General features: G+C 56.5%; 30 protein-coding genes. 28 read left to right on the top strand and 2 right to left on the bottom strand.

Annotated features, from left to right (window positions below; genetic code table 11):
• The 9 genes from A7P96_RS11110 to A7P96_RS01260 are packed head-to-tail and all read left to right on the top strand — an operon-like array spanning window position 1 to window position 5244.
• Window positions 1-1449 carry a phage tail protein gene (locus A7P96_RS11110; RefSeq protein WP_067524123.1) on the top strand — a complete coding sequence of 483 codons (1449 nt, stop codon included), beginning with the start codon at window positions 1-3 and terminating at the stop codon, window positions 1447-1449.
• A 13-nt stretch (window positions 1450-1462) separates the two neighbouring features.
• The gene (locus A7P96_RS01290) at window positions 1463-2098 is read left to right on the top strand and encodes a DUF4376 domain-containing protein (protein ID WP_067524121.1); all 636 of its coding nucleotides are present in this window, start codon (window positions 1463-1465) and stop codon (window positions 2096-2098) included.
• Complete coding sequence (locus tag A7P96_RS01285; RefSeq protein WP_067524119.1) at window positions 2095-2598, top strand: enoyl-CoA hydratase; 504 nt, start codon at window positions 2095-2097, stop codon at window positions 2596-2598. The genes A7P96_RS01290 and A7P96_RS01285 overlap by 4 nt, the downstream gene beginning before the upstream one ends.
• A gap of 1 nt (window position 2599) precedes the next feature.
• Complete coding sequence (locus tag A7P96_RS01280; RefSeq protein WP_067440863.1) at window positions 2600-3304, top strand: hypothetical protein; 705 nt, start codon at window positions 2600-2602, stop codon at window positions 3302-3304.
• Window positions 3301-3543 carry a hypothetical protein gene (locus A7P96_RS10555; RefSeq protein WP_156496230.1) on the top strand — a complete coding sequence of 81 codons (243 nt, stop codon included), beginning with the start codon at window positions 3301-3303 and terminating at the stop codon, window positions 3541-3543. The genes A7P96_RS01280 and A7P96_RS10555 overlap by 4 nt, the downstream gene beginning before the upstream one ends.
• Entirely contained in the window at window positions 3540-3929 is a 390-nt protein-coding gene (locus tag A7P96_RS01275; RefSeq protein ID WP_067440860.1) for a hypothetical protein, read from the top strand. Before A7P96_RS10555 ends, A7P96_RS01275 begins: the two co-directional genes overlap by 4 nt.
• Window positions 3917-4180, top strand: coding sequence for a hypothetical protein (locus tag A7P96_RS01270; RefSeq protein WP_067440857.1), 264 nt, complete (start codon window positions 3917-3919; stop codon window positions 4178-4180). The genes A7P96_RS01275 and A7P96_RS01270 overlap by 13 nt, the downstream gene beginning before the upstream one ends.
• 43 nt (window positions 4181-4223) lie before the next feature.
• Window positions 4224-4733, top strand: a complete 510-nt coding sequence (locus A7P96_RS01265; protein ID WP_067440854.1) for a D-Ala-D-Ala carboxypeptidase family metallohydrolase — start codon at window positions 4224-4226, stop codon at window positions 4731-4733.
• Between the two features lie 10 nt (window positions 4734-4743).
• Window positions 4744-5244, top strand: a complete 501-nt coding sequence (locus A7P96_RS01260; RefSeq protein ID WP_067440851.1) for a hypothetical protein — start codon at window positions 4744-4746, stop codon at window positions 5242-5244.
• 90 nt (window positions 5245-5334) lie between these two features.
• Here the strand turns inward: A7P96_RS01260 and A7P96_RS01255 are convergent, their stop codons facing one another.
• The gene (locus A7P96_RS01255) at window positions 5335-5766 is read right to left on the bottom strand and encodes a hypothetical protein (RefSeq protein WP_156496229.1); all 432 of its coding nucleotides are present in this window, start codon (window positions 5764-5766) and stop codon (window positions 5335-5337) included.
• Window positions 5763-6125, bottom strand: a complete 363-nt coding sequence (locus A7P96_RS01250; protein ID WP_255361153.1) for a helix-turn-helix domain-containing protein — start codon at window positions 6123-6125, stop codon at window positions 5763-5765. The genes A7P96_RS01255 and A7P96_RS01250 overlap by 4 nt, the downstream gene beginning before the upstream one ends.
• Window positions 6126-6240: 115 nt before the next feature.
• Between A7P96_RS01250 and A7P96_RS01245 the strand changes: the two genes are divergently transcribed.
• The 19 genes from A7P96_RS01245 to A7P96_RS01160 all read left to right on the top strand — a co-directional run bounded on the left by A7P96_RS01245 (window position 6241) and on the right by A7P96_RS01160 (window position 18538).
• The gene (locus A7P96_RS01245) at window positions 6241-6444 is read left to right on the top strand and encodes a helix-turn-helix transcriptional regulator (protein WP_064087302.1); all 204 of its coding nucleotides are present in this window, start codon (window positions 6241-6243) and stop codon (window positions 6442-6444) included.
• A 66-nt stretch (window positions 6445-6510) separates the two neighbouring features.
• Window positions 6511-6984, top strand: coding sequence for a phage regulatory CII family protein (locus tag A7P96_RS01240; RefSeq protein ID WP_067440842.1), 474 nt, complete (start codon window positions 6511-6513; stop codon window positions 6982-6984).
• A 149-nt stretch (window positions 6985-7133) separates the two neighbouring features.
• Window positions 7134-7400, top strand: a complete 267-nt coding sequence (locus A7P96_RS01235) for a hypothetical protein (RefSeq protein WP_067440839.1) — start codon at window positions 7134-7136, stop codon at window positions 7398-7400.
• Entirely contained in the window at window positions 7397-8047 is a 651-nt protein-coding gene (locus A7P96_RS01230; RefSeq protein WP_067440836.1) for a tyrosine-type recombinase/integrase, read from the top strand. The genes A7P96_RS01235 and A7P96_RS01230 overlap by 4 nt, the downstream gene beginning before the upstream one ends.
• Window positions 8044-8271 (top strand): hypothetical protein, encoded by a 228-nt coding sequence (locus A7P96_RS01225; RefSeq protein ID WP_067440833.1) that lies wholly within the window; start codon window positions 8044-8046, stop codon window positions 8269-8271. Before A7P96_RS01230 ends, A7P96_RS01225 begins: the two co-directional genes overlap by 4 nt.
• A gap of 58 nt (window positions 8272-8329) precedes the next feature.
• Window positions 8330-9052: a hypothetical protein gene (locus A7P96_RS01220; protein WP_067440830.1), complete on the top strand. Its 723-nt coding sequence runs from the start codon at window positions 8330-8332 to the stop codon at window positions 9050-9052.
• Window positions 9053-9207: 155 nt separating this feature from the next.
• The gene (locus A7P96_RS01215; RefSeq protein ID WP_156496228.1) at window positions 9208-9441 is read left to right on the top strand and encodes a hypothetical protein; all 234 of its coding nucleotides are present in this window, start codon (window positions 9208-9210) and stop codon (window positions 9439-9441) included.
• Between the two features lie 2 nt (window positions 9442-9443).
• The gene (locus A7P96_RS01210; protein WP_064084067.1) at window positions 9444-9812 is read left to right on the top strand and encodes a hypothetical protein; all 369 of its coding nucleotides are present in this window, start codon (window positions 9444-9446) and stop codon (window positions 9810-9812) included.
• Window positions 9809-12592 carry a toprim domain-containing protein gene (locus A7P96_RS01205; protein WP_197476427.1) on the top strand — a complete coding sequence of 928 codons (2784 nt, stop codon included), beginning with the start codon at window positions 9809-9811 and terminating at the stop codon, window positions 12590-12592. The genes A7P96_RS01210 and A7P96_RS01205 overlap by 4 nt, the downstream gene beginning before the upstream one ends.
• Window positions 12562-13056: a hypothetical protein gene (locus tag A7P96_RS01200; RefSeq protein WP_156496227.1), complete on the top strand. Its 495-nt coding sequence runs from the start codon at window positions 12562-12564 to the stop codon at window positions 13054-13056. Before A7P96_RS01205 ends, A7P96_RS01200 begins: the two co-directional genes overlap by 31 nt.
• 30 nt (window positions 13057-13086) lie before the next feature.
• Window positions 13087-13596: a hypothetical protein gene (locus A7P96_RS01195; protein WP_067440822.1), complete on the top strand. Its 510-nt coding sequence runs from the start codon at window positions 13087-13089 to the stop codon at window positions 13594-13596.
• The gene (locus tag A7P96_RS01190; RefSeq protein WP_067524113.1) at window positions 13593-14390 is read left to right on the top strand and encodes a hypothetical protein; all 798 of its coding nucleotides are present in this window, start codon (window positions 13593-13595) and stop codon (window positions 14388-14390) included. The genes A7P96_RS01195 and A7P96_RS01190 overlap by 4 nt, the downstream gene beginning before the upstream one ends.
• A 13-nt stretch (window positions 14391-14403) precedes the next feature.
• Window positions 14404-14700: a hypothetical protein gene (locus tag A7P96_RS01185; protein ID WP_067524111.1), complete on the top strand. Its 297-nt coding sequence runs from the start codon at window positions 14404-14406 to the stop codon at window positions 14698-14700.
• Between the two features lies 1 nt (window position 14701).
• Window positions 14702-15193, top strand: coding sequence for a methyltransferase domain-containing protein (locus A7P96_RS01180; RefSeq protein WP_067440813.1), 492 nt, complete (start codon window positions 14702-14704; stop codon window positions 15191-15193).
• A 2-nt stretch (window positions 15194-15195) separates the two neighbouring features.
• Complete coding sequence (locus A7P96_RS01175; protein WP_067440810.1) at window positions 15196-15630, top strand: DUF551 domain-containing protein; 435 nt, start codon at window positions 15196-15198, stop codon at window positions 15628-15630.
• A complete protein-coding gene (locus tag A7P96_RS01170; protein WP_067524109.1) occupies window positions 15627-15863 on the top strand; it encodes a hypothetical protein in 237 nt (78 codons plus the stop codon). Before A7P96_RS01175 ends, A7P96_RS01170 begins: the two co-directional genes overlap by 4 nt.
• A 168-nt stretch (window positions 15864-16031) precedes the next feature.
• The gene (locus A7P96_RS10550; RefSeq protein ID WP_156496225.1) at window positions 16032-16160 is read left to right on the top strand and encodes a Com family DNA-binding transcriptional regulator; all 129 of its coding nucleotides are present in this window, start codon (window positions 16032-16034) and stop codon (window positions 16158-16160) included.
• Between the two features lie 42 nt (window positions 16161-16202).
• On the top strand, window positions 16203-16982 hold the full coding sequence (locus A7P96_RS01165; RefSeq protein ID WP_067440804.1) for a DNA adenine methylase: 780 nt from the start codon (window positions 16203-16205) through the stop codon (window positions 16980-16982).
• A gap of 557 nt (window positions 16983-17539) precedes the next feature.
• Complete coding sequence (locus A7P96_RS01160) at window positions 17540-18538, top strand: tyrosine-type recombinase/integrase (RefSeq protein ID WP_067440801.1); 999 nt, start codon at window positions 17540-17542, stop codon at window positions 18536-18538.
• Window positions 18539-18689: the final 151 nt, after the last annotated feature.

Raw genomic sequence — 18689 nt, 5'->3', positions numbered from 1 at the left:
ATGAAACGGGCAGACCTAGAAAAGCGCGCCCAGCGCGACAAATTCGGCGCGGGCAAACACGGATTCCAAAGCGGCAACCCTGCAGGCGGCCTGCTGCCAACCATTCCCGGGGCGGCGTGGTTCGACCACACGCAGGAAGAGATTTGCGCGGTAATCGAGGCGGCCGGGCTGACGGTAGACCCGAGCCAGTACAACCAAATGCTGACCGCATTACGCAAAATCATCGACGAGCAAGCCGGCGGCAAAGGCCTGCCCGTTGGCGCGGTAATCGGCTTTCCGCGCGCGATTACCAGCCAAGAAGGCTTTTTAAAGGCCGACGGCAGCACCTTTGCCCAGGCCACCTATCCCGACCTGTACCGCGTATTGGGCGGCAACAAGCTGCCCAACCTCACGCGCTCCGACATCGGCATGACCGCCTATTTCCCGTTTGGCGACATCCCGGACGGCTGGATTAAATACGACGAGATTGCCACTAGAGTTACCCAGTCCGCCTATCCAGAGCTCTACCGCAAACTGGTGGCGCAATACGGCAGCATTGCCAACGTCAAGCCGGTAGATGATTACTTTGTGCGCAACGTGGGCAGCAGCGGCCAAATCGGCCAGCAATACCCGTGGACAGTAGGCGACCATCATCATGTTTTGGGGCTTGTGGCCTACGGCAACGACGACCTGCTGCTCAAACGCCTGCCGGTGGATAAGTATTACCCCAATCAAATCAAAGCGGGCGACCCGATGTTTGTCATCTACGGACAACTGGGCGGCGGCGAGGGCAAAAACAACGGCACAGATATGTTTGGGCAGGAGCATGTGCAGGCCGGCAGCGGCAAATACCACCAAAAACACGCTGTCCCCATCACTTACGACCACGCCTACACCGACCAATACACGCCCCAGCCCTATTATCAGGACAACACGCCGAAATACATCGGCATGGTGCTGTGCATCAAGGCCAAAGACAGCCTAGATGATGTGGTGATGTGGATTAAGGCTTACGGCAAAGTAACCAATGCCGGAGCGCTGGATGCCTCCACGCTGGCCGCACAGTTGCAGGACAAGGCCGACAGAAACCATACCCACCGCGCCGCCGAAATCAGCGACTTGGGCGAAGCGGTTAAGCAGCAGCTCGCCGCCGCCATGCCGCACCAAGCCAGCACCAACGGCTACACCAAACAGGCCAACGGCCTCATCGACCAATGGGGCGAGGTGTTGACGGGCTGGCAGGGAGAAGGGCCGGTGAAAGTGGTGTTTCCGATTGCGTTTACCTCCGAGTGCTACAACGTGCAAATCACCGTCAAAAGCAGCGGCCGGTCGGGCTCGGTGGGCACTGACTTAACCATCGGCGCGGGAGAGATAACGGCCACCGGCTTTAGCGCCATGCTTAACACATGGGCTCAAGGTGCGGCGGCCAATGATTTCCAGGGCTTTTTATGGCGTGCCATCGGCAAATAACGGGAGATAACTCATGACACTGTATTACTCACAATCCACCGGCGGTTTTTACGACGACCAAATACACAGCAGGCTACCTGAAGATGCGGTGGCGATTAGCGCCGAGCAGCACGCCGCACTGCTGGCGGGGCAGTCTGGCGGACAAGTGATTATGCCGGGCAAAGACGGCAAGCCGGTGCTGGCAGAGCAGCCGCCCTGCCCATCCAGCACTTGGGACGGCGAGCAGTGGCACATCGACCCCGAGTGCGCCGCCCGGCTTAAGGCCGAGCAGCAGGCGGAAATGTGGGAGCGCATCAAGATCAAACGCCACGAAAACCTACGCGGCGGGGTGTACATTAAATCCGTTGATAAGTGGTTCCACAACAACGACGAGAGCCGCCAGCAGTACACCTTTATGCGCACCCTGAAAACACTACCCGAAAACCTGTCTTGGAAAACGATGGACAACAGCTTTGTCATCATGACCAAGGAGTTGCTGGACGAGTTATCTATTAAGTTGCTGCTAGACGAGCAGGCCGACTATAAAAATGCTGAGCGCCACAAAGCGGTGATGGAGCAGGCTGAACACCCACTCGAATATGATTACAGCGGAGGCTGGACGCAGACTTTTGAGCAGGCGGCCGCCGAATTGGAAGAGGCTGCCAAATGAACACGCAACCGATTTATTTGGCTTTATACCGCGGGCGCAGAGACGGTTCGTGGTACCACCCAAAAGTGGCCGCCGCCCGCCTTTGCGATTGGCTGATCCGCACGCTCACCAAAAGCCTATACAGCCATTGCGAATTGGCCGTTAGGCTGTCTGAAAAAAATGAAACCGGTGCAGTGCAATACGCCTGCTACTCGTCCAGTATCCGCGACGGCGGCGTGCGCACCAAACCCATGCCGCTGCCGGCGGATAAATGGGACTTAATCCCTGTTCTCCAAAGTAACGCTTATACGGACACGCTCAAGCACTACGCCGCCACGCACGGGCAGCGCTACGACTGGCTGGGTGCCGTTGGCGTGATTACCCACTGGCGTGACGACCAACACAAATGGTTTTGCAGCGAGTGGTGCGCGGCAGCTTTGGGGTTGGCTGAACCCGAGCACTACAGCCCGGCCGCGCTGGCCGGATACCTACGGGCGGCGCTGCCTGAAAACGGAGAATGAAATGCCGGAACAGGATAAATACCAAACCATTGTCGATTTCCTCAAGCAGGTCGGTTTTCGGCGCGGTTTGCTGTTGTTTCTCGCCGGGGTCACGGTGTTGATACTGTGGAAAGCCGACCCCATCGCGCTGATCGACCGGTTCAGCCAGAAAAACGCCGGAGTAGTTATCGAGGGAGTGCACAAGGATGGGTTGACTACCCCTTATGTGCAAACGCCGAACGGGTTTGTAGAGGATAAAGCCGCCGAGCACGCGGCGGATGGAGTGGCAATGGAGAACGTACAAGCCATTTTGGGCTACAAGTTCGTGCCGAGCAGCAACCCCTACGAATATCAGGGGCGTTTATTAGTGTTCGCGAAGACCAAGCAGGACGAGCAGCGCATGGTGTCAGAAATCGGGCTGTCGTGGCTGCCGATTTTGAGCGGCAAGGCCACGGTCGAGCGCATCCTCGCTGGGCAGCCCAACGTGTCGGTGTGGCAGCCGGAGAAGCAGGGTTTTTACTTTGCCGACGGCACGGCGGATGAAACCCCTAGCCTGAATACCGACCTGCTGGCGCACGGCTACGGCGTGCGGCGGGTATACCGCTACCCGGTCAAAAAAGGCGGGCGCGTGGCGGGGTATCTCGCCGTGTATGCGGAGGGGGAATTGGACGCGGCGACGCGGGCGCAGTTGGAGACCGCTGCCGCGAGACTGGGAGCGTATCTATGAAAGGTTTATTAACGGGGTTTGGTAGCGAAGCTGCCAGTTTATCTAAGGTTGTGATGTTTTCAGGACATCTGGTCTGTAGTTGCATTATTGGTTGGCAGGCTTATACCAACAACCTGCATTTTGATTTCTTCCTAGCTTACATCTGCGCCAGCTACGGCGCGAACAGCACCAACAAAGCTCTGAGTATATTGAGTAAACGTCCTGCCATATCGCCGCCCGAACAAGGAGGTGAAGCATGAGACGGGGACTCCCTAAACGCTACATCGCCAGCATTGTGATTTGTGGCACGTTAGCCGGATTTACCGGCTATTCGTGGTATGGTTTTGCCGACGCACTGGCGTCGAAAAACGCCGAATTGGCGGCCTTGGTATCCGAGCGGGACGAATTATTAAAAATTATGGTGGCGCAGGATGGGTTGATACAGAGCCAGACCAAGGCACTGCAAAACGCCAAACTGGATAATGCCGGCAGTCAGGCGGAAATCCTAGCCCACACGCGACAGTTGGCGCAGATGCGGGCAGAGCTGGCTGCCAAACACCCGTCCACCGCTTACCGGTCGCCTGAAAAAGTCGGCCGAGCCACCGCTAACAACGTGAGGAGGATAAACCGATTATGGCAAAAGTAATCCTGACTGCTGCATTGTTGTGGCTGTCAGCCTGCACCAATCTCGCCGGCTACCCGACCGTGTGCAGCCAACCAAAACCCAAAACCGATACCCCTCGGCTGGCGGCGGCACAAATCAGAGCCGGTACCAGCCAAGACAGGGCGTTGGAACTGCTGACCCAATCGCTGCACACCGCCACCGTATACGCTAAGAGGCTGGAGGAGTTTGCTGACAGCTGCCGCGATAATCCCGCCTTCAAGGCGCGCCGCTAGACGGCAAAATTTCAGGTTGCCTGGAAATTAGAAAGGAAACGAAATGACACCGGAAACCAAAATCACAGTGCACTTTACCTACCGCGAACTTACCAATAGCGCGACCGGTAGGCGCTTAGGCTTAAGCAATACACCAAACGAGCAAGAGCTGGCAAACATCAAAAAGACTGCCGAGCGCCTAGAAAAAATCCGTGCTTGGCTGGGCAAGAAATACGGGCGCGAAGTGGGGATTTATGTGCTGTCCTGCTACCGCAGCGAAGCCGTGAACCGTGCCGTCGGCGGCTCGAAAACCTCCGCCCACCGTTTCGGCAGTGCGGCGGATATTGATGCATCCGGCATCAGCAACCTGCAACTGGCGAAAGACATTATCCAAATGCGCGACGAGGGCGCGATTGCCTTCGACCAATTGATTTACGAGTTCCCGGAACGCGGCGAGGCAGGCTGGATACATTTCGGCTGCCGCCACCATTCGGCAGAGCGCAATCAGATTCTGACTGCCACCAAGCGCGGCAATAACGGCAAAACCCGCTATCTGCCTGGGCTACATCCTTAAAGGAGCAGATATGGGTATCTTGATTAAATATTGGAAATATTGGGTGCCAGCGCTGCTGCTGGCCGCCATTATCGGCGGCGAGTATTACTACGGCGAGCAGCGCTACAGCGCCGGCTACAAGGCGGCTGAGACCAAGCTACAAGCAGAGCAGGAAAAAGCGGCACGAGAGCAGGCAGAGGCCGTATTAGCCAAAGAGAGGCGGCAACAGGCACAGCTGGCTGCCGCACAAAGTGAAATCGAAAAGGAACGAGAACATGCGAAAACTACTATTGCCGATCTGTATACTGAGCTTGGCCGCGTGCGCCAAACCACCGACGCACATCGCCGCGCCCTGTCCCAAACCGCTGCAGCCGCCGGCACACCTGATGGCGAAACAGCTGCCGCCGGCTGGCAGCTATTCGGAGAATGCACGGAAAGATATGCAGCGGTGGCTAAAGACGCCGACGAATTAAGGAACGATTCAGCCGAGTGGCAGGCGTATGGCCGCGTGAATCAACAGGCTGCCGAATAGCGAGCTAAACCAAGAAACCGCCGATTGAATCGGCGGTTTTTATATTTCAGGCAGCCTGAAAATTACGGATGGTGGGAAGGTGTAATTTTGTTATTTCCCATCCCATTCGAAATATTCCCCAGTAAACATAGCAGCTAGCTTGGCTACCCTGTGGGTGTTGATTAGGATAGAAGGAGTGATAGGTTTGAACCCTCCGATATAAGACCACATAAGTAGCCGCTGCTGGATATTTCTGGCCGTCATCTCCCGTCCATCTTTTCCGGGGAAAAGGAAAGATCCGGGCGGGCGGCCTAAACACCATTCCCTTAATGGTTTATGCCCGACATTCTCTTCTTCGATAAGCTGTAAGGCATCAGATACTTTTTTATTGAGCAGCTCGCTGATTTTCCAACCATATTCCAGCATCATAAAAACTGCGCAGTAATCGCGCAGCGCCAGCTCGTGAGTTTGCGAGCGGATGAAACTCAAAAACCTGCAGGCTTCCTGATATTCCAGAAACTCTACCGGCTCCAAATTCTTCACTTCACCCACTCCCGCATAAACGTGAGCAGGATTTCGCGCTTACCTTTGGGCAGCTTGTCGAACAGGCGCAAGAACTCGCGTTGCTCTTCGGTATAGCTGTTGTATTCAGGCAGGGCTTCAGTCAATACGACACTGGCCGGCTCATACACGATGCCGGTCATTTCACCTTTGCCAGTAGCCAGCCATTCGAAGTTCACATCCAGCACTTGGGCAATGCGCGACAAGTTCTCCGTGGCGGGATCTGTCCGCCCGGTTTCCCATTGAGCGACACCGGTTTGGTGGACGCCTACCTCATCAGCCAGCCATTTTTGAGAACGGCCGCGCTGTTTTCTTGCCAACTTTATTCTATTTCCAATCATAGGCTTAATTTTAATAGCTGAACTATTACACAGAAAACTTAGTATTGCTATTTGACTTATTTTAATAGTGATACTATTATTCGCACACAGCAAACACCAAGGGTTAAACAAAAACATGGAAAGCAAATTACTCAAGGCAAGGAAAGCAAAGGGGTTCACACAGGCTTATGTGGCGGAACAGGTTGGGTGTACTCAAACCAATATCAGCCACATCGAAATCGGCCGGCAGCGGGCAACCCCGGAAATTGCACAGAAACTGGCTGAGCTGCTTGGGCTTTCGCCGATGGATATTTTGTATCCCGGCAATCAGGCAGAGTAAGCCATCAACTGCAGTATCCGCCGTCACGCCATCCGCTACAAATGACAAACACACAAGGTTTCACACATGTTTAAAAACGATGTTTTCGAGTTAATCCGACAGAGCGCCTACCACTACGGCGTGCCGAAGCTGGCCGCCAAGATGGGGCTGGCTCCCGGCACGCTCTACAACAAGCTCAACAACGACGAGGGCTGCAGCCACCACAAACTGACCCTGCAGGACTTCATCGCCATCCTCGGCATCACCGGCGATACCGCCGCGCTGCATGGGCTGGCAGGGCTGTTCGACCACGCGGTATTCCCGCTGCCGCAAATGGAGCAGATGGGCGACGACGCGCTGCTGGATATGGTGAATCAGGTTTATGTTCAAGGCGGCCGCGCGCATACGGTAATGGCCGAGGCGCTGGCGGACGGACAGGTAAGCGAAGAGGAATACAGCGCCTACGATTTGGAATGCAGGCAATGGGTGGCTGCCATCGTGGCACTGCGGCGGCGATTTAAAAACATGGTGGTGATTGTGAATGAAAGAAGAAGCACCTGACTTCCTGCAGAAGCATGGCATTCGGCTTGTTTGCGATAACGCTCAAGGCGGGCAGCTTTCCGTTTCCGCCGAGCTGCTGGCCGACTTATTCGGTGAGGAGTTTCTCGCCGCAGTGCCGGCACCCCGTAACGAAGAATCAAAGGAATGCCATGAAAGAAATCGCCATTCAGCCGGGCCTTCAAATGATTTTGGCCGGAGCGAACCACATCACCACCCTCAGCCTGCCGCGTGAAAACGGGCAGCTATACATAGAAATCGGCAAAGACCGGTTCCCCGCGCGGAAGACCAATCAGTTTGAAACAGGCGGCATCCTGTGCCGCTTGGAAATTATCAAAGACGGACAACCAGAGATTATTTTCAGTTTAAGCGGCAGCCAGCCCCTGATGCTGACCCTGCCGGTAGGAGAACAAGCATGAACCATTATCTGACCGAAGCCGAGCAAGGCAAGCTGCTGGCCACCATCGGGCAATACCGTGAAGAAAAGGCGCAGCGCGATTTCCATATTGTTTCCGCGCTGATTGCCAGCGGGCTGCGCATCGGCGAATTCCTGCTGGTTACCGTGGGCGACGTGTATGCCGCGCTGGATACCAACTACCTCTACATTCCCGCCGCCAACCGCAAAGGCGGCAAACGCGACCACAGCGTGTACCTAACCAAAACCCTGCGCCGAGACCTGAGCAGCTTGCTCGCCATCCGCGAAAGCACCGATGCCGAACACTATCTGGTGGCCGGGCGCAACGACCAAACCCCGATGAGCGCGCGCAACCTGCAGCAGCGGGTGAAAGCCTGGGCGAAAGAAGCCGGGCTCGCGCATCTCGACATCACCCCGCACTACTTCCGCCACACCGCCGCCATGAACCTGCTGCGGCACAGCAGCGCCCGCGAGCCGCTGCGCGTGGTGAAGTCGGCGCTGGGCCACCGCAACATTAACAGCACGTCGATCTACACCGAGGCCAGCCGCGAAGAAGTGGCCGAGGCCATGAACGCCGCCGACCAAGGCCGGCAGCCCCGCATCACGCTGGCGCAACTGCGCCGCGAATACCAACGGAGAACCGCAGCATGAAAACCATCTTATTTTTAGCTGTCGCCCTGCTGGCCGCCCCCAGCTTGGACGCGCAAGACCATTATCTGCAACCGCAAAATCCGCCCGCCGACTACCCAACCCGGCAACTGCTGCAGGCCGCCGAACTGCGAGCCGAGGCCGAAGCCGCCGAGCTGGCCAAGCATTACGAAGAGATGAATGACTATGAGGTAATGCGCGGCGTGGTTTATGAACCCACCGAATAAGCAGCCGCCATTCAAGCTACCTGAAAATTCAACACCCCCTCACACGGAGAACTAAACCATGTATTTCAACCAAGCCCAAAAACGTTTCTTTCAAACCGCCTCCCTGCCGGAAAAGCAGGCGTGGCTGCGCAAAGGCGAGCCGGGAGGGCAGCAGATGAGCCGAGGCTTTGATTTCAATAGTTCGTATTTCGCGCCGTTCCTGCGAGGAATACAGCTAGACGGAGAATTTGAAACCTATTCCGAAGCGGTGGCCGCAGCGCAATGCTATTTGGACGAACTGAAGGCCATGCCTGATTTGCCGGAGCTGGACGAAGAGGCGCTGGGTATCACTACTTTCAATCAGGATTTATCCCGCACGATGAGTGAAGAGAAAAGCTACGGCATCGAACGCGTTATTCACATCGCGGCACAGGCCGAACACATCTGCGATGACTTCGCCCAATTTATCGATGATGAGCTCCCTGAAGAGCGGGTACGGCAGATGTTGGCAGAACAGGCCGGGCGGGCAGATTTCCTCGGTATGCTCGATGCCATTGAAGACGGTGCTTATCCAGACCACGATGAAGTGTTCAGCCTGTTGTACGAAAACGGCCTGATGGGCTGGTTGGTGCAGGCCGCAACGCCGGTGAGTAAGAGAGGTGCTGGCGGCGGCGTGATCTATTCGTGGGGCTGTTATTACACCCAATGGTTCTACGCCGAAAGCTACGAAGCGGCGCTGTGGCAGGTGGATGCCTGGGCGGAGCGGATGCGCGAGCAGGATTTGCAGGAGGGCGAAAAATGAACCGCGCCGCCATCCATCCCTACTTTGGCGACCTAACACGGCAGATTCTGGAGTGCGCTCAAGCCCAACAGAACCGACTCAACAGGAGGGTAGCAACCGCATTGAAGCTGGTTTGGGTGATGGACATACTCCGGCAAGCATTTACGGAAAAAAACATGCTGTGTCATCTAGCTATGGCTATTGAAGATGCGCCAACCTTGGTGGTGTTGGCACAAGACCGCGATTGGACGTATGACGAATTGCTGCAGGCTATCGGTATTGATGATCTGTGCAAAAAGCACAGCCTGCTGGTTGGCATGGTGAGCCGGAACGACGGCCTCTGCCGGCGTATCTACACCGAAGAGGGCGACGGCCCCGGCTTCGATATCTACCTCCTGCCGAAAGAATAAGCATGTATCCCCTTCCCATTCTCGCCCGTTTTGCCACACCGCACCGCTGCTTCGACCATGTGGTGGCCGCCATCCCGGGCATGGTGGTGGCGGTGCCGGAAATTATGATTTCAGGCTGCCTGAAAAACCTGCCTTTGGTTTGCCCCGTGCCGTGGCACGAAATTTGGAGTGTGCTGGACGTGGAGACCGACACCCCGGCCGGATTCGATGCCGACCTGTTTGTGCCGCCGCTGCTGCTCTCGCTGGGCATTGCCGAGCGCAGTTTCCTCAGCGCACCGCTGCCGGAGTACGCCGCCACGGTGTTCAGCCTGCCGGACGGGCTGCGATTGGGCATCAGCAACGACTATGTGCATAAGGTGGTGCAGTCATGAGCCAATCGCCTGCCATGAGCCAGTGGTTCGAGCAGCTGAAGATGCTCGACATCCACCAAGTGGCCGAGAAAATGGGGCTGGAGCGCGACGGCAGCCACGGCAACTACCGCTCCCCCAACCGCCCGGACAAACACCACAGCCTGAGCCTGCACAAGCAGGGCAAATACGGCCAAGGCTGGAAAGACCATGCCACCAACGAAGGCGGCAGCACCATCGACCTCTTAATCTACGGCGGCTTCGCCAACGATCCGATGAGTGCCGCCACCCTGCTCGGTAACTGGTTCGGACTGCCCAAACCGGCGCCGGAAAACCAAACACCGCGCCAGCTGACCAAGGCCGGTTTCATTGCGCAGAAATGCCTGGCCATGCCCGAGCCGCTGTTCGATTACCTCGCCGGCCGCGGGATTGCCCAAGACGTGATTCAGGCAGCCATCAGCCGCCGCACCGCCGGTTGGAATACCTGGACATCGCCCAAAGTCGCCGCCGGTTCGCCCGGCTACGGCGGCCCCGCCGCCGCCTTCATGGTGTACGACCGCAACGGCGTGTGTGTGGCAGTGGATTTGCGCTATGCCGACGCCGAGCTCAACGGCAATGTGAAAACCCAATGCCAGGGCGAAAAAAGCGGCCACTACTGGACCAGCGACCCGCGCCGGTTGGCTGCCGCCGGTACGGTATACATCGTGGAATCACCCATCAATGCCTTATCGGTGGAGACCGCCTTTGCCCATCATCCGCGTGTGGCGGCGATGGCCATCCGTGGCGTGGCCAATGTGGACAACATCGATTGGTCGCTGCTGCGCGGTAAACGGGCGCTGATTGCGCTGGACCACACCGACGCCGTGAACCCGAAAACCGGCAAACGCCCCGGCATGGATGCCGCCTACCGGCTCTACGACGCGCTGACCGCCGCCGATGTGGCCGCGCGTATGGTGGATATGATTGATTGGGAGGAAGGCGAAGACATCAACGACGTGCTGCAGCGGCACGGCGCGGAGGAGCTGCTGAAACGCCTGAAACGGCTCGACGGCTGGTTGATTGCCGGTATGCCCAGCCTGCCGGCGCATCAAGTGGAAAAAGGCAAGGGCCGCCGCCGCATCATGCTGCCGGCGCAAGACTGGAACGTGTATTGGCGCTACCGCATCAGCGACGACTTCACCCAGTTTGTGGACGAATTCAAAACCAGCACCGACGAAGACACCGGTGAAGAAAAGCGCAGCGAGACGCTGGGCGATCTGTGCGGCTTCCGGCTGGCCGCCACCAGCCGCCTGAACATCCAAGGCCACCTTGCCACCATCAACGGCAGCACCGACACCCAGCCGGAAGAGGTGTATTGCATATCGGTACAGCAACCGCGCCGCATCACGCTCACCCGCGAAGTCATCCAGAGTGAAAAACTCTACAACCTCGACTGGTGGAAACGGCTCGGCCCGGTGTGGAAGCCGGCGCAGTTCACCCGCATGCTGACCATCATGGAACGCAGTGCCGACTTGGCGGCGCGCGACGTGGTGAATTTTGTGGGGCTGGCGTGGCGAGACGGGCATCTGGCGGCAATGGAAGGGCAGGACACCTTTTTCACCGAACCGGCCAAACAGTGCCTGTACCACAACATGGTATTCCCGCGCGGCTCGCAGCAGCACGCCCGCATGGTGGTGGAAGCCTATCAAGAGACCTTCAAAGAAAACGCCGCCGCCATTGCGCTGGTTTGGGCGTTGGGCTGCCACCTGAAAGCGGTGCTCGGCTTCTATCCACACTTCCAGATGCAGGCCGAGAAAGGTTCTGGCAAATCCAAACTGCTGGAAAGCCTGCAGGCTTCGCTGGCGTTTCAGGTGCTCTCCGGCCAGATGCTGAAAACCGACCACCGCCGCCGTGCTTCGGTGTCCTACACCTCGCACCCGGTGGGCTGGGACGAATATTCCAAACTGCCGAAATCCGCACTCTCCGACATCGACGGCCTGCTGCAATCCACCTACCGCTTCGAATTCACCCGCGTTGGCGCCGCGCTCACGCCCTATCTGATGTGCAGCCCGGTGTTGCTGGCCGGCGAAGAGGTGGACGTGGAGAGCCTGCAGTCGAAAACCTGCCGCAGCACATTGAGCGTGGCCAAGCAGGGCAAAATCATCCCGCACAAGCTGCCGCAGTTCCCGGTGTGGCAATGGCTGCAATACCTCGCTTCGGTCGACCCGGAAACCATCCGCAACCTGCACGGCAAATGGACGGACTACTGCGCCGCCCGCGCCAGCGGCGACAGCACCGACGCCACCGCGCGCCGTATGCAGGAAAACTACGCCGCGGTGCTGACTGCCTGGGCTTTGCTGTCCGACTATGCCGATTTCGCCCAAGAACAGGGCGGCTTCATCGAAGACACCATCGCCGAAATGAACAGCCACCTGATGGACACCGACGGCACCCGCCTGCCGTGGGTGTGGATTATGGAAATCCTGCTCTCCGAGCTGGACGCCAAACGCTACGACCACCCCTTCTTATGGGAGCGCGACCACCAGCACGGCTGGGTGCTGTTCCTGCGCCCCAACCACGTGATGGACCACATCGGCACCGCCAACCACCTGCGCGACAAGTTCAACCACCTGCCCATCAAAACCGGGCGCATTTTCAAACGCCAGCTGATGGCCAGCGGCGTGGTGGTGCCGGGATTGGAAGACGTGGAGCGCTCGATACAAGGCAAACGCACCGCCCACCTGACCGGCATCTCGCTGGCCAAACTGGAAAAACTCGGCCTGTATGCCACCCCGTGGGAACCGGCCATGAAAGACGGTATTTAGCCGCCACCGCGCCTGAAGGATTCAGGCTTTATTTGGAGATAGAAAGAATGCAAGCAAGCGAATTAAAAACCACCGGCAAACAGCTTTTTAAAGTCTGTTTGGGCGGCGAATCAGGTGATTTATGCAAAATCGAAGTAGCGATTGATTTCGATATGCCGGACGTAAGGAAAAACATCATTGGTATGAGTTTATTTTGGCACGGCTGCCCAAGTGCCGATGCACCGTTTGAGGTACACCTGCAGGCGTGGCTGCAGAAACTAGCCAACTACTGTTTCTACAACACGATAGGCGAAGACTGGTGGCATGATGATTTAGTCGAATCTTTCAATAAGGCAGAGGGCTATATCCCGCTAGATGGTTCACGCGGCATTTTGCTTAAGTCATCGTGGATTAGGGAAATATATGACAAAGAATTCGAAATTGTAGAAAACACGGAATACGAAGGCCAAGTCGAACCGAATTAAAACCCGCTATTTAACACAGGAAAAAGCAATATGAAAATCACATACAACCCACCACGCCCCAGCGTGAATTACGAAATCAAACTGCAGGCCGCTTGCGAGCTGCTGAAAAACAGCCCCAAACTACGACCGGATACGGATGATGAAGCCGCGTTTAATCGCGCTGCTGATGACCTCGCCATGTGCGGCGACGAATATTGGGACGGCTATGAGCTGGCCAAACACCTAGAGTACCACGCTGGCTGGGACATCACGTCGGATATAGTGGAGGAATTGGAGGATTACCACATTTATATTGACCGCTTCCTGCTACGCGAAGAAAAAAAATGGGCGGAAGAGCATCAAATCCAGCCGCCATTCCCGATCGGCAGCCGCGTGCGGGTTCCATATGGGTTTGAAAGAGTAACCGCCACCATCACCGCCCTGTACGCATACGAGCCAGCCCGCTATCTGGTAAAACGCGACGAGCAGCCAGAAGACGACACCTTCCGCAGCATCATCAAATTTGAAGACGCCGAACTGCTGGAGGAGGGACAGTCATGAACCGCCTGCAACGCCGCCAAGCCGAACGGCAGGCCGCGCGCAAACCGGGCGCGCCAGCCCGTACCTTGCGCCAGCCGCACGCGCAAAACCGCCTGCTCTTGCTGAAAAACCCGCAAAAGCTGCCTGAAACCGCCCTGCTCGATTCGCGCATCAAGCTGCATCTGTATCTGTTGCAGCTCAAACAGGCGCACGATGTGGACGGGGTGCGCTACTTCCAACACTTCCTCGACCACATCCGCACCATGTGCCTACTGCAGGAGCGTCCGAAATACAAAGATGCCGCCGATAAGGCGCAGCAGGAGCTGGAAGCCAGCCCCCAAGACGGGCCACGCCGCTTCCCGTGGTTGAGTGCGCTGGTAAACAGCTTCGACCGCGAAATGGAGCATACCAGTGCCACCCTGCTGGTGGAATGCAACGACCACGCCGCCGCCTGCGGCCAGCTGGCCTGTATCGCCGTCATCATCGCCCTGCCGGACTACACCGCCGCCGCGCTGAAACAGTTGCTTGCCGGCGGCACACTGAAGGCCGCTGCCGAGCAGGCCGGCGCCGGACAGGCGGAATTGAAGAAAAACTGCCTGATCATGCTGCACCAGCTGCACAACCTACTGTGGGCTGAGGTGGATTTCGCGCGGCCGTGGACGCTCACCGCCGCCCGCCGGCACAAACAAATCTACCTGCAGGCCATCGACCAACTGAAAAGCGTGGCCGGCCAGGCCGCCGCACGCGTGGCCGACTTCCGCCGCCTGTTCGGCGTGGCGCTGGTCAACCTTGATGCTTTTATTAAAACTGCTTAAAAGGAGTATTCCGATGAATCAATTCAAATTCGGCGACCGTGTACAAGATGCAGACGGCAAGCAGTTTGTTTTCCTGCGCAGCTTCCTATCAAGCTGTACTGTAGCGGGAGAGGACGGCCGTACCTACGACTACCTAACCAACCGGCTGCAACCCATCCCCCATCCAGACACCGAGCGCATCGACTGGCTAGCCGCACAAGACGATATCGATATCACACTAGGCAACACCGTCCAACTAAAGCCCTGCCTGCGGGCGAATATCGATGCCGCCATGCAGGAGCAGGCCGCCGCGGAATCAGAGGCTACCTGAAATGCCATCTATCCTAGATCCCTGCTGCGGCAGCCGCATGATGTGGTTTAACAAGCAAGACCAACGCTGCCTGTTCGGTGACGCCCGCGCCGAAACCCATCTGCTCAAAGACCGCCAGTATCTCCGCCATTTGGAAATCCGCCCGGACGTGCAGCTCGACTTTACTGCGCTGCCGTTCCCGGACGGTCAGTTTAAGCTAGTGGTGCTCGACCCACCTCACCTTGTCCATGCCGGGCGGAAATCATGGTTGGCCAAAAAATACGGTACGCTTGGATCGGACTGGCGCGAAGACCTGCACCGCGCCTTCGCCGAATGTTTCCGCGTGTTGGAAGACGGTGGCGTGCTGATTTTCAAATGGAACGAAAACCAAATCCCCGTGAAAGAGATATTGGCTTTGACCGACCAACAGCCGCTGTTTGGGCATACCACCATGAAACACAAACGAAACCAAACACAGACGCATTGGTTTACTTTCATGAAGGAGGCTCCTTGAAAATGGAAAATAAACCTCAAAGAGATGCAGCAAAACAGGAAATACCCAGCTTGGCGCGCCAAGTTTTTGAAATATGGTTCAATGCGCTGGTTAAATATGAGCCGGATGCTTTGAATGACGTGATGGAGACTGCATGGAAGGCGTGGAGTGAGCAGGCGGAACGGACGGCACATGAATGCAACCATGCTTATTTGGCCGGTGTGGCCGATGGATTGAAAGATTGGAGCTGGATTGGTGTGAAATACAGGCTGCCTGAAAAAGAAGGCGATTATTTAGTCAGTGCTGCCGGTTGTGAAGCGAGGATCTGCCAGTTTAACGGGAAGAAATTCTTTTATATGGAATATGATAATGACTGGGACATGGTGGAAGTGAGCTTTGATCCCGACTATTGGATGCCGCTGCCTATAGGCCCACAGGTAAAGGGGTTGGGGGAATGAGCAGCTGCCTATCCTGCCTGCATTGGTGCACTTATGAAAAAGGCTCGGATAAAGTGGATCGCCCTACGCCGATGCTGCGCCATGATATGGCGCCCTGCGCCCTGGGCGAGCCGTGGAACTACCTGCCGCAGCGCCATCCGGCCTGTTCGCGCTATCAGGCACTGCCGGCAGCCGGACAAGCAAAACGCGCCCGCTGGATAGCGGACGCGAAATTGCAATGTTACAGAAAATAAACGCATGAAAGGAGAATATTCACTTAAAGAGCCATCACGAATAAGACGGCGGCGGTTGGTGTGCGCGAACACGCCTTCCGCCAGCCTCAGCAGAGCGAGCCTGCATCAGCCCGTGGCCGCCACCCGATCAGGCGGCCTGATTCTAACCCAATAGAAGGAATCACGCCAATGCAGTATAGACTTGTGCGCGAACTCCGCTGCCCGCGCTGTGGTAAATTATTGGCCCGCTGCAGCCAGGGCAAGGCGGTGGTGCAGATTAAATGCACCCGCTGCGGTTTCCTCGCTGCATTCAATTAACCAGAACGCCCGTGAGCGTCATTTTTTATGAAAGGACGCTTTATGGGCGTTTTATCGTATAAACCGCTGCCCCTGATTCCTTGGATGGGTGGTAAACGGCGGCTGGCCAAACAGCTGCTGCCTTTATTTCCCGAACATAGCTGCTACGTCGAGCTTTTCGCCGGCGGGGCAGCCTTGTTCTTTCTGCGCCCGGAGCCAGCACGCACGGAGGTGTTGAATGACATCAACGGCGAGCTGGTGAACCTGTACCGGGTGGTGCAGCATCATTTCGATGAGTTTGTGCGCCAGTTCGACTGTGTGCTCACGGCACGGGATACTTTTGCACTTTGTCAGGCTACGCCGGCAGGCTGCCTGACGGATATTCAGCGGGCTGCGCGCTTTTTCTTCCTGCAGCACACGGCTTTCGGCGGGAAAACCCACAAGCAGCATTTTGGCACGGCCACCACCGACCGCGCGTTTAATGCGGCCAATGTGCGCCATAAGATTCAGGCGGCTCAGAAACGGCTGGGCGGGGTGTATATCGAGCATGAGCGGTGGCAGGACTGTTTGACCCGATATGACCGACCGCACACCTTCTTTTATGCCGATCCGCCGTATTGGCAGGCGGCTGATTACGAATCTTCGTTCTCTTGGCAAGACTATGAGGCGCTGGCTGCGCGTATGCGCACCATGCAGGGCCGCCTGCTGCTGTCAATTAACGACCATCCCGACATCCGCGCGCTGTTTGCCGGTTTCCGTACTATAGAGCTGGAACTGGCTTATTCAATCAGCCGGGAAAAGACGGGGAAGGCCAGCCGCGAGCTAGCCATCTGTAATTGGTAACTTCCTTCCAAATGCGCCCGAAGCCCGGGCGCTTCTTTTTTAGGGTATGACTTCGCTTTTCCTACCATTCTTTACATTCGGCTTTTTCGGCTTTGGCGGGCTGTTGCATAAAAAACAGGCTAAAAAGGCCGTTACCGCCAAAAGATTGGCGCAGTTTCAAAAAAAACTTGTGGATTTTCGCCTTGTTTTCACTTAACTGATTGATTTATTGTAAATCAGCTTCCACAGTTTTGCTTTTTAATCCACAGTTTCGCTTCTATATTCCACAGTTTCGACATTTTGTATGTGGATGGGTTTTGCGCCGTTTTGCCCGTTTATCATTATTTATTTTAATTTTTTCAAAAAGATAAAGAGATAAAGAGCGGAGAAAATAGGAAATGGTGTGTCCACGGAAAATAGGGTTGCTTAAAAAATAGTCCACGGAATTGTTGGTGCATCCACGGGTTTTTTGTGGATTTCCGTAGATTGTAAGCTGCTGATTAAATATAATATTATCTGTAATCTTTCCTTTATCCACGGAATCACGGCCGTTTTTGCTAGTGGTTCCCCGAAACAGTATGCAAACCGTCTACGAAGCCTTCTTATTATTCAAAGCCGAAAACCAAGGTAAAGCCGACCGCACCATTGCCGCCTACCGCGACATTCTGCAGCGTTTCGACACTTGGCTCGACGGCAAGCTGCCTGAAAGTGTCAGTGCCGACGACTTGTTGGTGTTCACCGGCCCGTATCTGCACCGCAGCAAGCTCAGACCCATCAGCCGCCGACCATACATTGCCTGCCTGCGTGAGTTTTACCGCTGGCTGCACAGTGTGGTGCACCGCATCCCCGCCAACCCAGCGGAAAATCTCGACTACCCGGAAACCGGGCGCAAGCTGCCTACTTTCCTCACGCTCGATAATGCCGAAAAGCTGATCTGGGCGCCGGATTTAGAGACCTTCACCGGCGTGCGGGATGCGGCCATCATCTCCGTGCTGCTCGGCTGCGGCTTGCGCGTGGCTGGGGTGGTTGGCTTGAACGAGAGCAACCTGCAGACCCAGATCATCGACCGCGAGCCGCGCCTGTGCCTGCGCACACTGGAAAAGGGCAGCAAAGAGCGCCTGCTGCCTGTGCCGCGCGAAGCCGACCTGCTGCTGCGTATTTATCTGGAGCATGACGAGCTGAAAAGTATCGACCGCAGCCTGCCGGACGGCGACCGGGTGCTGTTCGTGACCACCAACAACCGCCATTGCCCCGAACACCAATACCACGGCGAGCGCCGCCGCTTCACCACCCGCGGCCTGCATGCCATGATTCGCCGCCTCGGCCTGCGTGCCGGCATCCCAGCCAACCAGTTGCACCCACACGCCCTGCGCCACCTGTACGGCACCGAGCTGGCCGAGAGCGACGTGCAGGATGGCGTCCGCCAGCAACTGCTCGGGCACAGTGACCCACGCAGCACCCAGATTTACACCCACCTCGCCACCCGGAAGCTGACAGGTGATGTTGACCGCGGTAATCCTCTGGCAAAAATTAAAACGCCAGTTACAGAACTGCTCGGGAAATTACCACGTCCATAGAAGCCTCTTTTAGGTCTCTTTTGATTCCTACAACTCATAGTGGCTGAACCACTTTCTTGCCACCAATCTATGATAGACGGTGTTTCCAGCAGTTCCACAAACTGACCCTAAGAACGGGCTAAAACAAACTGATTCCTACAACTCAACACTT

Origin of the sequence: Eikenella sp. NML03-A-027, assembly GCF_001648395.1 — a bacterium.
GTDB lineage: Bacteria > Pseudomonadota > Gammaproteobacteria > Burkholderiales > Neisseriaceae > Eikenella > Eikenella exigua.
The sequence above is the reverse complement of the archived record's forward strand: the minus strand, read 5'-3'. Positions and strand labels throughout refer to the sequence as shown.

Excerpts from the sequence above, each read along its gene's own strand:
- A7P96_RS11110 (WP_067524123.1), top strand. The coding sequence starts at position 1 with ATGAAACGGGCAGACCTAGAAAAGCGCGCCCAGCGCGACAAATTCGGC.
- A7P96_RS01290 (WP_067524121.1), top strand. The coding sequence starts at position 1,463 with ATGACACTGTATTACTCACAATCCACCGGCGGTTTTTACGACGACCAA.
- A7P96_RS01285 (WP_067524119.1), top strand. The coding sequence starts at position 2,095 with ATGAACACGCAACCGATTTATTTGGCTTTATACCGCGGGCGCAGAGAC.
- A7P96_RS01280 (WP_067440863.1), top strand. The coding sequence starts at position 2,600 with ATGCCGGAACAGGATAAATACCAAACCATTGTCGATTTCCTCAAGCAG.
- A7P96_RS10555 (WP_156496230.1), top strand. The coding sequence starts at position 3,301 with ATGAAAGGTTTATTAACGGGGTTTGGTAGCGAAGCTGCCAGTTTATCT.
- A7P96_RS01275 (WP_067440860.1), top strand. The coding sequence starts at position 3,540 with ATGAGACGGGGACTCCCTAAACGCTACATCGCCAGCATTGTGATTTGT.
- A7P96_RS01270 (WP_067440857.1), top strand. The coding sequence starts at position 3,917 with ATGGCAAAAGTAATCCTGACTGCTGCATTGTTGTGGCTGTCAGCCTGC.
- A7P96_RS01265 (WP_067440854.1), top strand. The coding sequence starts at position 4,224 with ATGACACCGGAAACCAAAATCACAGTGCACTTTACCTACCGCGAACTT.
- A7P96_RS01260 (WP_067440851.1), top strand. The coding sequence starts at position 4,744 with ATGGGTATCTTGATTAAATATTGGAAATATTGGGTGCCAGCGCTGCTG.
- A7P96_RS01250 (WP_255361153.1), bottom strand. The coding sequence starts at position 6,125 with ATGATTGGAAATAGAATAAAGTTGGCAAGAAAACAGCGCGGCCGTTCT.
- A7P96_RS01245 (WP_064087302.1), top strand. The coding sequence starts at position 6,241 with ATGGAAAGCAAATTACTCAAGGCAAGGAAAGCAAAGGGGTTCACACAG.
- A7P96_RS01240 (WP_067440842.1), top strand. The coding sequence starts at position 6,511 with ATGTTTAAAAACGATGTTTTCGAGTTAATCCGACAGAGCGCCTACCAC.
- A7P96_RS01235 (WP_067440839.1), top strand. The coding sequence starts at position 7,134 with ATGAAAGAAATCGCCATTCAGCCGGGCCTTCAAATGATTTTGGCCGGA.
- A7P96_RS01230 (WP_067440836.1), top strand. The coding sequence starts at position 7,397 with ATGAACCATTATCTGACCGAAGCCGAGCAAGGCAAGCTGCTGGCCACC.
- A7P96_RS01225 (WP_067440833.1), top strand. The coding sequence starts at position 8,044 with ATGAAAACCATCTTATTTTTAGCTGTCGCCCTGCTGGCCGCCCCCAGC.
- A7P96_RS01220 (WP_067440830.1), top strand. The coding sequence starts at position 8,330 with ATGTATTTCAACCAAGCCCAAAAACGTTTCTTTCAAACCGCCTCCCTG.
- A7P96_RS01215 (WP_156496228.1), top strand. The coding sequence starts at position 9,208 with ATGCTGTGTCATCTAGCTATGGCTATTGAAGATGCGCCAACCTTGGTG.
- A7P96_RS01210 (WP_064084067.1), top strand. The coding sequence starts at position 9,444 with ATGTATCCCCTTCCCATTCTCGCCCGTTTTGCCACACCGCACCGCTGC.
- A7P96_RS01205 (WP_197476427.1), top strand. The coding sequence starts at position 9,809 with ATGAGCCAATCGCCTGCCATGAGCCAGTGGTTCGAGCAGCTGAAGATG.
- A7P96_RS01195 (WP_067440822.1), top strand. The coding sequence starts at position 13,087 with ATGAAAATCACATACAACCCACCACGCCCCAGCGTGAATTACGAAATC.
- A7P96_RS01190 (WP_067524113.1), top strand. The coding sequence starts at position 13,593 with ATGAACCGCCTGCAACGCCGCCAAGCCGAACGGCAGGCCGCGCGCAAA.
- A7P96_RS01185 (WP_067524111.1), top strand. The coding sequence starts at position 14,404 with ATGAATCAATTCAAATTCGGCGACCGTGTACAAGATGCAGACGGCAAG.
- A7P96_RS01180 (WP_067440813.1), top strand. The coding sequence starts at position 14,702 with ATGCCATCTATCCTAGATCCCTGCTGCGGCAGCCGCATGATGTGGTTT.
- A7P96_RS01175 (WP_067440810.1), top strand. The coding sequence starts at position 15,196 with ATGGAAAATAAACCTCAAAGAGATGCAGCAAAACAGGAAATACCCAGC.
- A7P96_RS01170 (WP_067524109.1), top strand. The coding sequence starts at position 15,627 with ATGAGCAGCTGCCTATCCTGCCTGCATTGGTGCACTTATGAAAAAGGC.
- A7P96_RS10550 (WP_156496225.1), top strand. The coding sequence starts at position 16,032 with ATGCAGTATAGACTTGTGCGCGAACTCCGCTGCCCGCGCTGTGGTAAA.
- A7P96_RS01165 (WP_067440804.1), top strand. The coding sequence starts at position 16,203 with ATGGGCGTTTTATCGTATAAACCGCTGCCCCTGATTCCTTGGATGGGT.
- A7P96_RS01160 (WP_067440801.1), top strand. The coding sequence starts at position 17,540 with ATGCAAACCGTCTACGAAGCCTTCTTATTATTCAAAGCCGAAAACCAA.